The organism is Flavobacterium macacae (assembly GCF_003865365.1).
Classification (GTDB): Bacteria; Bacteroidota; Bacteroidia; order Flavobacteriales; family Flavobacteriaceae; genus Flavobacterium; species Flavobacterium macacae.
In genome coordinates, this window is sequence record NZ_RQVR01000014.1 from 1 (window position 1) to 10,233 (window position 10,233).

Sequence of the window (10,233 nt, forward strand, 5' to 3'; positions counted from 1 at the left end):
GGTTCCGTTCAACACGAGTTTCATTGTTCGTCTTTCAGACGCAACGAAGCCTTAGCTGTTAGCGGTAGTTTTTATGTTTCTATTTCTAATAATATGTTCTCTTTTTTGTCAAAGTAAAGGTCATTTATTTCATTAATTACTCGTTCCATAATTTCATCTACTTTGTCTTCAAAAATATTTAGTTCTAATAAATACTTTCTTAGAGGGTAATCATTTGCACTAAACACAAAGTCGCATTCTTCGAATTGCAGAACTTGCTTTTCTGTCAATGAAACTGAAAAAATAGACATCTGTCCCGTATTACTTAAAGTTACATCATAGTAGGCTAATACATTTGCTAGTCGTTCAGAAACGAGTTCTGAACCTTTAAAAACTCTCTCAATAAATGGAGGTCTGTCGTTGTTAATATTTATTTTAATGACTATGTTCATTATCTGTTTGAATGTTCTAAGTTGTCATAGTCAATGAAGTCCCAAGGAATTTCTTTTTTAAAAGTCTGAATGCTCTCTTCAAGCAAATCCAATGAGATGTCTTGTTGGTAAAGTGTAACAGTCCTTGTGCGTTTTGTGTCGTCACGGAACATTTCAATTACTAACTTGTCGTCACGGTAAATTTCAACGCCAATGCCGTCCCTGTCGCTAATATCACTTGCAATTATTACTCTATCCTTCGGTATTGTCATATGTCAACCTGTTACTGCTGTGGTGTCGTTCTAAAATTACCGCTAACGGTTGCGAGCTGGCGCTGACGCCGACTTAGCGAACCGTGTACTTTCGGCCAAGATAATTATTATTCGTGAACGAAAACATTATTTTACTACAAATTAGGCGTTTGCGCTAGCTTGCTGTTATAGGCTGTTGCAATTCTCTAAATTTAGATAATCCCTAAATATTGTTTTTGTTCTTCACTTAAGTTCCACCTTTCATGGATGTCTAGATTAAGTAGAAGTATTTTAATCTTCAATTTGTTTTGGTTCTGTAAACTAGCAAGCCATTTAAAGGTTGTTTCACTTTCAGCTGGAGCCCATTTTGCCCATTTCAAAATAATATAGATGTCTGTCTGATATTCAATACTATATTCTCCATCATTTAAAGTGACCTCGTTTAAAAAATTTTTTAAAGTTAAAGAAGCATTAGATTTCATCTTAACGAGTTTTTCTAATTTATTTATTGAAGCGCCACAATTTTCGCCTTTTCCACCGTTTTCGATCAAATAACCATGTTTATTAAAAAATAGTGCATCTGGAACTATTAATTTATTAGACCTTCCATATTCTCCGAAAGTACCGATTCCTCGTAAAGTAGCATTTTGCGTACCTAAAAAGCTAATATTTTTATGTTCTAAATATTGTAATACCGATGAGTCAGTTTCTATTTTAAAATCAATATCTCGTTTTTTTTGCGCACTGCAAATAATTGAAAGAAAAGTCAGAGTTGTCAGCATTATTAGCTTCATATTTATTCCTTTAAACTTTATACAAATATTCAATTCTGTCGCTGCAATAGCCTTATAACGGTCTGCAGCTAGATGAACTCACGGCCAAAATACCTGCGTACTTTCGGCAAGATAATTATTCTTGATTAGAAAAAGGATTCAACTACCTGAAAAGCAGTGAGTTTCTCTAGGTGCTGTTGCCAGCAGTGTTTTGGATACTTATTTCAATTTGTTGTCAATTAATTTTTTTATAAAATCATCGAAACCATCCTTTACATTTTCTTTTAGCTGTTGAAATATTTCATTTAGTTTTATATTTGAAATATTTAATTCGTAATTCTCAAATTCTTTTAATAATTTTTCTGCTAGAATTATGCTTCGTAATTCTCCAACTTTAACGCATTGCATCCACGTTTTATCTTCGATTTCTTTGTATCCCCCTGAATTGTTTGGAACATGAGAACCATGGTCATACATTTTCTTGCTTTCCCAATACAGCTGCATAAAAGGAGGGATGCTGGTGAGGCGATGTTCGTCCGCTACTTTATATGCTAGGTACATATCCGAAATAAATTGAATATCGGGGTTTACACCTAAACCAAAAATGGATATAAATTCGTAATAATTAGCCTTAACAATACGAGCTCTGTTTGAATAAAAGTCAATTGTTTTCATGTTTGAGCGAGTCATGCAAATATATCTCGTCATGAACAGAAACATTATTTTTAGCAATTTAATTTTTTCGATCCTGAAGTCCGAATCGAATTTATCATTTAAAAGTTGTAGTAAATCTCCAATAAGCCAAGTTGCACCTTCGATTGCATACTCGCTATTCCAGTAATAATTTGGATATGAAATTATATTTTTTAAACCCTCGTGCATCAAGGGTAAGCCTTCTGAATAATTTTGAGCTTTGTACATTGCGCTTCCAATTGTGTAACTCACATAAGGATGCTTATAATCGCGGTATTTTGAATAGACTGCTTTTAGTTTTGAACCATCTACACCATAGAAAATATCATATTCTCTATAGGTTTTATATCGTCCAGGTTTTATTTCTGTGGCAAAACTTTCTCCAGTTGTGCATTTACTATAGTCTCTGTGAAAATCAGCAATCCAGCTATCATTTATTTTTTTTGCTTCGTTGATTATGAAAATAGGTGCACTTGATTTTCTTTCTTTTAAATCATTTGCTTGTTCAAAAATTATATTAAGAGTTATTTCAAGATCATTATTCCAATTGCCCTGCTCTACAAGATGGCATTTAAAAGCATGATAAAATTCTTCGAGTTGTGCAGACGAATGTACGTCATGACTTTCTACATAATTATTATAAAAATCCGTAAATCCGTCTACCTTCGTTAGATGATTTAAGGCGTTATGTAAGTACTCTTCATTAAACATTCGGCGGCAAAGGTTTATAATTTTCATTTAAATAGGGCGAAGCGCAGAGTTGCCCCATTATTTGTTCAATTAAGCTATATGAGTTTATCTCATCAGTTTTGATAATCACTCCAGATAGTTTTGAAACTACGTCCAATTTTTTTAAGCCTGTACCTCCAAATGCTGCCCAAAGTAAAATACATTCATCGGTAAGGAGATAATAAAGGTAGGAGTATTCTAATTCTTCGAGTTTTTCAATACTTCCGTTTTGCACTTCGGAGATAAGCGACTTGAAAACATGGAAATTAGTTGTGCCAACTTTTCGATGTACATCTTCAAGCAACTCCATTAATATCGGTTGGGTTTTGGATATCGCTATCGATCCATAAAGTGTTTTCAGTTTTTCGAGACCATCGTTAAAATCTGCGTATTTAACGTCTTCAAATGAGTCTAAAATTTCAGGAAAAAGAAACTCCATTGTATACTTGCGATAAAAAATATTTAGAGCAACTTTTTCTGGATATTCTGTTTTTGAATATCGACTTCTCCATTTTGAAAGATTTTCCATTCCTTCGTTTAATATGTGGCGTAGGTCTACTCTCATATAATTTAGCGATTAAAATAATTGGTATTCTCTCTTAACACTTTTTCAGCTTCCTTGTTACCTAGCTCGTATGCCCGTATAAGATATTTTGTACCTGTTTGCGCATCTTGCTTAAAACGATATAAATTAAAAAGCTCTAAATAAGCTTGGTGTAGTTCGGCGATTCTTAGGCATTTAACCAAATCTTCCATAGCACCATCAATATCATCTAGTTGCGATTTTGCAATCGATCTGTTGTAATAAAAAGAAGCATCGTCCTCGTTCAATGGGAGATTTTGATTTTCAACCATAAGAATATATTCGTCGAAAAGTTTCAACGCCTCTTGATAGTTTCCTTTCTGTAATGCTGAAATTGCTCTTAGAGCTAATGGCATTTCTTCTCGTTTTTTAAAAAAATCGTCGAACATAATTTTTCTATTTTAGTTGATTTGCATCCTCCGGTTGGTTTTAACATTGCTGGCAACGGTCTCGCGCTAGGAGCAGTCGCGGCCAAAGCGAACCTGAGTACGCTCGGCAAGATAATTATTCTTCGTGAAAAAGAGCCTCGATTTACTTGAAAATCAGTGACTGCTCTTAGCGTGTGTTATAGAACGTTTCTCTCTTTCTATGCATATCCGTTTACCATCAAGTCGAATAGTTTGCCTTTTGTTAAATTGTATTTTATTTCCCAATAAAAGCTTCCACCGTCTAAAACTCTTATATATTCATTAAGCCAAATTTCTTTTTTATTCTCTCGGCTTTTCCAGAAGGCATTAATTATTAGAATTTCCTCTCCATTTTCATCAATATATCCGAAATATTGCCGTCGATACTTCTTAAGGCGTTTGTCAATTATTGGAGTTGAAATCTGATTGGTCTTTTTAGAATTTAGCCTTTTTAAGTCAGTTCGTAATGCTAGTTCTGCTTGTTCAACTTGAGATTTAGTAGGAGTGAACCTATTATCTGGCAGCATTTCGATATATGTCTTTGGAAATATCGCAACGTCAAAGTTCTTTGTTATATAATTTTCAGCAACGAAAGCTTGGTTTTCCTGAGAAAGAAGAACAATCGGATTGACTAGTAAAATAGAAATAATAATTATAATCGTTCTCATGTTTTCGGGCGGTTTTCTGAAATGTTCTATAACGTTCTCTGGCTATGGGAAGTTTGCGACATAGCGAACCGAGTACTGTCTGCAAGATAAAACTTTCTTCGTGACGATGATGTTCCGGCTACCTAAAAATCGCAAATTTCTTATAGCCAGTGTTAGCAGAAGTTTCTATACTTTATCTTTCAATTGTTGCATAAAAAACTCTAGGTCTTTTAAAGATGTTTTTTTTACTTTTTCCAAGTTAATTGACATGGATTTTTTATCTGATTCCAAAACAAATTCATCTGTATATCGGATAACTCTACGAATTTCAGCTAACTTTAGTTTACAACCAAAGTTTTTCACAATGTAGCCATCTTTCACGGTTATGTAATTTGTTTTTATTTTATAAATCTCGATGAAAAGGTAAATAATCAAACCTATATAAAAATAGATTGAAAACTTATGATTGAATATAAACGCTAGCAGAAATGCAATCAACGAAACCGTTCCAAATGCAAAAGCACTTATCTTTAATGACGTTTTATATTTGATATTTAAGTTCATTTTTACTACAAAGTTTTTCGAAATTTCTGCTAACGGTTTGCAGCTTGGCGAAGTGGCGGAAATCGAAGCACAAATGTTCAGTTTTGCACAAAAGTTCAATTGAAAAACTGAACTTGAATTTAGCACTAAACCCGCCATTTTGCCAAACTGCTGTTAGGCGATCGCTCTTATTCTATTAATTTTATAGTTTCCATTAAATACTCTCTTTGTTCGATACTTAACGATTTTAAAATTGACCTCTCGTTTGTCAAATCAGTCAAAATCAATTTCGCATCATTTTTCATTAATTCATTATTATATTCATTTGCAGTCTTAGGGTTTATTGTCGACTCTGCAAATGAAAAAATTATTTGTTCACCTTTAGGTTTATTTTTATAAATAAATTCAAGAATCATTTTTCTATTGCTTTCATCTATGTCTTCTTTAAAAATAGCATCTAATAAAAATGGAAATCTATGAACATATTCTGTTTCTTCTATTACTTTGTTAAATGCAAAATAATAAGCCAACATAGTTTTTAATAGTTCAACACCCTGTTTTGGAAAAATACCCATCCAATACAACAATGTGTATTTATCATCTTCGAATTTTTTCACTCCAAGTTCATCTAAAAACTCGATGAAATATTTTTTAAATTGAAAATCTCTTGTGTTTCTCTCTTTTTTAATATCATCATCTGTTTTGAATTTTCTTAACTCTTCTACTTTGTCATTAAGAATTATCGTAGTTTCTCCTATTTGGGTTAAAATATTTTCTGAAAGTTTGACGTTTGTTTTGTTATCTAACCAAGTGCCAAATGATAAGTCGTCAATTTTGTATTTAATTAATACGGAATAATCCTTTGCAACTTTATCTTTTAAAGTACTTATATTTTCCTCTATGCTATTTATAGAACTTTGTAAATCTTTAAGCTTATCTTTTACTTTTTGAATTTCTGCAATCGTGTTATTTACATCTTGTGAATATTCATAAATATTTTCCAATGAACTTGGTAAGTTTTGTTTGCAAGTTGGACAGTCGTTTTTTAATGGATTTTCAGTTTTTAAAGATCTATTTATTTTGTTTAAAATTTTTAAACGCTCTTCATAAAAAGTTAATTCGTTGCATTTTAATAAATGTTTTTTCTCTGCTTGGATTAATTCTTCTTTGTTCTTTTTGTAAGAATCTAAATATTCTAATGACTTTGAAATAAATGATTCATCTTTTAATTTAGAAAGATTTAATTCGTCTTTTTGTTGTCCAACATTGGTTAGAAATTTAATTGAATTTTCTAATTCTTTTTTCTCTTTTTCAAGTTTTTGCTTTTCTAATCTGTCAAATTCATTAGTAATTCCTAAATAATAATCATAGTAATCATATTTGAAATTTCTGAAAAATTCTAAACCTCTAAATGATTTTAAAGCCAAAACCCAACCGTAATCTTGGGCGACATAATAAGGTAAAAACATCGCTTCAATAGAGGCTAATTTATATTCACCAGATGTTTCTAAATATAAATTGAAATCAAATAGTTCTGACAAAAAATGTTTTAATTTAATGTGCTCTTTTGAAGAATTACCACTAATGCCAGAAAATTTTTCTAAAGGTTGATTCTCTCGTTTGATAAACATAAAATCATCATCGCGAATTATTGTTATGTGTTCTTCAATTCCTTTTTTCAAAATAAAATCTAATCGAAAGATTACTTTTTCATTTAGAATTTCGGTCAACTTATGTTTTTCATCATTTATTCCGAATGTATATAGAATTGCTTGAATGATAGTACTTTTTCCAGATGTGTTTTTACCGTGGATAATATTTAGTCCCTCACTAAATTCTGTAAAGAAACCTTTTTGGTTTTGCTCACAGTAAATAAATAAGTTTTTATATGTAATTTGAGATTTCATTATTAATTTTCTTTAGTGTGTAATATTTCAAAAAGAGCTGCAAAAAGGATTGCCTTTAATTGCAAATCATTAAAATTTGTTCTTTCTGAATTTTTAAACAATTCAAATAGCTCTATTACATTATCCACTTCTGTATAAGAATTTAAATTACCAATCTGCTCTTGAACGAAATTTAAAATCTTTTTATGCTCTCGCTCTTTGATACTTTTGAATAAATCAAATGATGAATTGAAAATTAATTGAAACTGCTCTTTTTCAATAGGTCTTACTTTTAATGTCTTTGCAATTTCAGTTTCTTTGCTATGCCAATAATCAAAGCATTTAGCTTTTGAAGTTAGAATATTAAAAGCTTTTTCAACTTCTAAATTTCCTACTCTTTTTGAATTGTCCAATAATTTTACTGTGTTACCATTATTATAGGAAGTTTCTATTTTTCTGAAAAGACAAACTAAAGTGTCAATTGCAGCTCGCTTATCAAAAATTTGGTTACCAAAAACTTCGTCTATTTTGCCAACAAGTTGATTTTCTTGCTCTTTTTCTGTTGTCGTGAATGGAATCCAGATGAAACTTAAATTATCTAATTCGCTATGCAAATCAGTTTCTATAATATTAGTTTTTATTTTTTCTTTAAGTTCTTTTGGTAAATCTGGATAAATACAATTCTTATTATCAGCTTTTATTGAAACCGAAATAATTGGTAAATTTTCACTTTTTTGGGGTTTATGTTCTAAATGAATTGTTTGATTAGAAGAGAAGTAAAGTATATGATTATATCCTAAAGATTTTGAAATTCCATCTTGAATTAGTCCTTTACCTGTTTTTAATAATTTTGTTAAAATATTAAATAGTTCATTATTTAACCGCCAAATATCAGGAGATTTTTTTTTTGATTGATAGGCTTCTATTAGTGATACTTCATCATTTTCATTTAAAAAGCAAAACAAGAAATCTTCGTGATGCTCAAGGCAAACGAAATACTTTTTAGTTTGAAACTTGGTGAAATAATTTTCTAATAACAAAAAAATTGCAGTATTCCGTTGCAAAGCGAATCCGTTTTGTGCGTCTGGTCCTGAATTTATTGTTTTATCTATCATTTTGCAGTGTCGTTTATTAGAGTGTCGCCTAACGTTTTGCAGATTTGCGATGGGCGGGATTTTTACCACTGATGTTGATGCGGAGCACAGAGCTTTCGGCTACCACTAAACTGTCTGCGGAGCACGTAACCCCGCCTATTGCAAATGTGCTGTTATAAGCCGTTTTTTTGATTTCATTTAAACTGTCGCTGGTGTCAAATGTGGTTGAAGTCTTGTCTCAATTATATTTAGAGGTGACGCAATTGCATTCACGTATTGAAAATTCCCATCTCGCTTATTATCAATTGATAGTTGCACTGGGCAAGCTTCGCTTTGTATTGCGTTTACTTTGAACTTGTTATTCTCAATATCAAAAAACACATATGGTGCTCCTGAAGAACCGAATCTGAAATATCCTTTAATTAGATAACGTGTTCCTTCAAATGTGTAATTGCCTCCAATTCTATCTGGGAAGAGTCCAAAATGTTCTAAATAACCTTCTATTTGTGCCTTATTAATTAGTTTTCCAACTTCACTATTAGGAGAACTTTGCAGGCAATAAAAATTAGGCTGATTATCGTCTAATAAAGAGAAATCAACTTCAATGCTAGGAAGACGACTTATGATGTCTTGGTGCGTATTTACAATTTTATACAAAGCTATATCCTCATTGTAATATGCGTCTACAAGTTCAACTTCAACTAAAAATGTATGTCTATTAATAGCTGGTTCATGGAAGTATGTATTTCCGTTGAAATGTCCTGTTAATGTTGGGTCATTATAAAATTGATTGTTCTTAAATTGGATAATTAAAAACGGGTTACAAATATTTCTTTGCGTCAGTGTTAACCACCTTGTGTCGAAATTGATTTGTTTCAGAGTGTCTACCACTGTTTGAACGTCAGCTTGGTTAATGATGTTAATGTATCGCTTATTTGTCTGCGGGTCTAATGGATAGCATTGGTTAAACAATTGCGTTTGAGTAGGATTCAAGTGAGGCAAAATGTCTGCTGTAAATATTGCATTGTCAATTGACTTGAAAATTAAAGCCTCTGTCTTGATGTTATGGGCAACCGAGAGAATAAATCCGTTTCCAATGTGAAAGGCACATATATTATTATCATAATGTCGTCTGGCTGGTTCGGTCGCATTATGTATCCACATAAGTCTGAACAAAGGTGAAGTCTGTTCGTTTGTTAATTCTAATTGTCCTGTTAGCATATTGATGTCTTTGTTTAAAATGGCTTATAACGTTTTGGGTATTGGCGTAGTGGCGGAATTTTAGCACAAAAGTTCAATCGAAGCACAAAACTTGAACCTTGCACAAATGTTCAATCGAAGCACTTCACCCGCCATTACGCCAATACCTTGTTAGCGGTTCGGCTTTTTGTTCTCCCAAGTTGTTTTTTCTAATTCAAACCAGTCTGTTAAGTCTCCTTGATAATCGAAAATTTCTTTAAAGTCAAAACCCAATTTAGTCAAAACATTTTTTGAATTTACGTTTTTAGGGTCTGTTATTGCAAAAACTTTGTCAATGTTTAAGTTCTTAAATCCATAGTCTAATATTGCGATTGAAGATTCAGTCGCAAAACCTTTTCCCCAATGTTTTTTCTTAAATCTGTATCCAAGTTCGTAAAAATCATTGTGATTGTTTAATGGCTGGTTAAAGTATTTTAGTCCCGACCAACCAACACATTCGTTTGTCAATTTGTCAACAACAGCCCAACGAGCAATTCCATTTTCCTTGTATTGCTTTTTAAGCATTTCAATGGCTTTTGTTATTTCGTCAATTGATTTCACAGGATTGTTTTCGATAAACAAATGAACTTCTGGGTCAGAATCCATTTCAAAAAGGTCATTTTCGTCTGTATATTCTAATTCTCTTAAAATTAGTCGTTCTGTTTCTATAAATGTTTTCATTTTGTCAAGACTTTCTTTTGTTCGGTGTCGTTCTATAAGCTGACCGCTAATGACCGCTCGGCTTTGTCGTCGTTCCGAAAGGAGTTTTCACTCCTTTTCGGAATGCGTCAAAGGCGACAGTTGGGAGAACGTCGTGCGAATGCAACGATGGTTTCCCGACTGTCGGCGAAGCCGAGCGGTCATTGGGAAAAATTGTCCCGAAGGGCGATTTTTCCCAACTAGTATATATGTCTGATAAAAACAGACATATACACCTAATTTTGGTTGTATTAGTCTGATAAATAACAGACTTTATTT

At 32.2% G+C, this 10,233-nt stretch carries 13 protein-coding genes; all 13 read right to left on the minus strand.

Annotation, left to right across the window (positions count from 1 at the left end):
- Window positions 1–71: 71 nt before the first annotated feature.
- Window positions 72–431, minus strand: a complete 360-nt coding sequence (locus EG849_RS11955) for a hypothetical protein (RefSeq protein WP_125013321.1) — start codon at window positions 429–431, stop codon at window positions 72–74.
- The gene (locus EG849_RS11960) at window positions 431–682 is read right to left on the minus strand and encodes a hypothetical protein (protein WP_125013322.1); all 252 of its coding nucleotides are present in this window, start codon (window positions 680–682) and stop codon (window positions 431–433) included. Before EG849_RS11960 ends, EG849_RS11955 begins: the two co-directional genes overlap by 1 nt.
- A gap of 191 nt (window positions 683–873) precedes the next feature.
- Window positions 874–1,455: a hypothetical protein gene (locus EG849_RS11965; RefSeq protein WP_125013323.1), complete on the minus strand. Its 582-nt coding sequence runs from the start codon at window positions 1,453–1,455 to the stop codon at window positions 874–876.
- Window positions 1,456–1,653: 198 nt separating this feature from the next.
- Window positions 1,654–2,838, minus strand: coding sequence for a hypothetical protein (locus tag EG849_RS11970; RefSeq protein ID WP_125013324.1), 1,185 nt, complete (start codon window positions 2,836–2,838; stop codon window positions 1,654–1,656).
- Entirely contained in the window at window positions 2,831–3,421 is a 591-nt protein-coding gene (locus tag EG849_RS11975) for a hypothetical protein (protein ID WP_233581794.1), read from the minus strand. Before EG849_RS11975 ends, EG849_RS11970 begins: the two co-directional genes overlap by 8 nt.
- A 5-nt stretch (window positions 3,422–3,426) precedes the next feature.
- A complete protein-coding gene (locus EG849_RS11980) occupies window positions 3,427–3,828 on the minus strand; it encodes a tetratricopeptide repeat protein (RefSeq protein ID WP_125013326.1) in 402 nt (133 codons plus the stop codon).
- Between the two features lie 197 nt (window positions 3,829–4,025).
- On the minus strand, window positions 4,026–4,514 hold the full coding sequence (locus tag EG849_RS11985; RefSeq protein ID WP_125013327.1) for a hypothetical protein: 489 nt from the start codon (window positions 4,512–4,514) through the stop codon (window positions 4,026–4,028).
- A gap of 165 nt (window positions 4,515–4,679) precedes the next feature.
- Entirely contained in the window at window positions 4,680–5,057 is a 378-nt protein-coding gene (locus tag EG849_RS15870) for a hypothetical protein (RefSeq protein ID WP_233581795.1), read from the minus strand.
- 167 nt (window positions 5,058–5,224) lie between these two features.
- Window positions 5,225–6,943 carry a P-loop NTPase family protein gene (locus tag EG849_RS12000; RefSeq protein ID WP_125013330.1) on the minus strand — a complete coding sequence of 573 codons (1,719 nt, stop codon included), beginning with the start codon at window positions 6,941–6,943 and terminating at the stop codon, window positions 5,225–5,227.
- 2 nt (window positions 6,944–6,945) lie between these two features.
- Complete coding sequence (locus EG849_RS12005; RefSeq protein ID WP_125013331.1) at window positions 6,946–8,037, minus strand: hypothetical protein; 1,092 nt, start codon at window positions 8,035–8,037, stop codon at window positions 6,946–6,948.
- Between the two features lie 177 nt (window positions 8,038–8,214).
- The gene (locus EG849_RS12010; protein ID WP_125013332.1) at window positions 8,215–9,237 is read right to left on the minus strand and encodes a hypothetical protein; all 1,023 of its coding nucleotides are present in this window, start codon (window positions 9,235–9,237) and stop codon (window positions 8,215–8,217) included.
- Between the two features lie 150 nt (window positions 9,238–9,387).
- Entirely contained in the window at window positions 9,388–9,936 is a 549-nt protein-coding gene (locus EG849_RS12015) for a GNAT family N-acetyltransferase (protein WP_109359893.1), read from the minus strand.
- A gap of 46 nt (window positions 9,937–9,982) precedes the next feature.
- Window positions 9,983–10,233, minus strand: a 251-nt coding sequence (locus EG849_RS15875; protein WP_233581796.1) for a hypothetical protein, incomplete at its 5' end; no start/stop codon positions are given.

Bases quoted from the DNA above. Each gene is read 5' to 3' on its own strand.
- EG849_RS11955 (WP_125013321.1), bottom strand. From the start codon at position 431: ATGAACATAGTCATTAAAATAAATATTAACAACGACAGACCTCCATTT.
- EG849_RS11960 (WP_125013322.1), bottom strand. From the start codon at position 682: ATGACAATACCGAAGGATAGAGTAATAATTGCAAGTGATATTAGCGAC.
- EG849_RS11965 (WP_125013323.1), bottom strand. From the start codon at position 1,455: ATGAAGCTAATAATGCTGACAACTCTGACTTTTCTTTCAATTATTTGC.
- EG849_RS11970 (WP_125013324.1), bottom strand. From the start codon at position 2,838: ATGTTTAATGAAGAGTACTTACATAACGCCTTAAATCATCTAACGAAG.
- EG849_RS11975 (WP_233581794.1), bottom strand. From the start codon at position 3,421: ATGAGAGTAGACCTACGCCACATATTAAACGAAGGAATGGAAAATCTT.
- EG849_RS11980 (WP_125013326.1), bottom strand. From the start codon at position 3,828: ATGTTCGACGATTTTTTTAAAAAACGAGAAGAAATGCCATTAGCTCTA.
- EG849_RS11985 (WP_125013327.1), bottom strand. From the start codon at position 4,514: ATGAGAACGATTATAATTATTATTTCTATTTTACTAGTCAATCCGATT.
- EG849_RS15870 (WP_233581795.1), bottom strand. From the start codon at position 5,057: ATGAACTTAAATATCAAATATAAAACGTCATTAAAGATAAGTGCTTTT.
- EG849_RS12000 (WP_125013330.1), bottom strand. From the start codon at position 6,943: ATGAAATCTCAAATTACATATAAAAACTTATTTATTTACTGTGAGCAA.
- EG849_RS12005 (WP_125013331.1), bottom strand. From the start codon at position 8,037: ATGATAGATAAAACAATAAATTCAGGACCAGACGCACAAAACGGATTC.
- EG849_RS12010 (WP_125013332.1), bottom strand. From the start codon at position 9,237: ATGCTAACAGGACAATTAGAATTAACAAACGAACAGACTTCACCTTTG.
- EG849_RS12015 (WP_109359893.1), bottom strand. From the start codon at position 9,936: ATGAAAACATTTATAGAAACAGAACGACTAATTTTAAGAGAATTAGAA.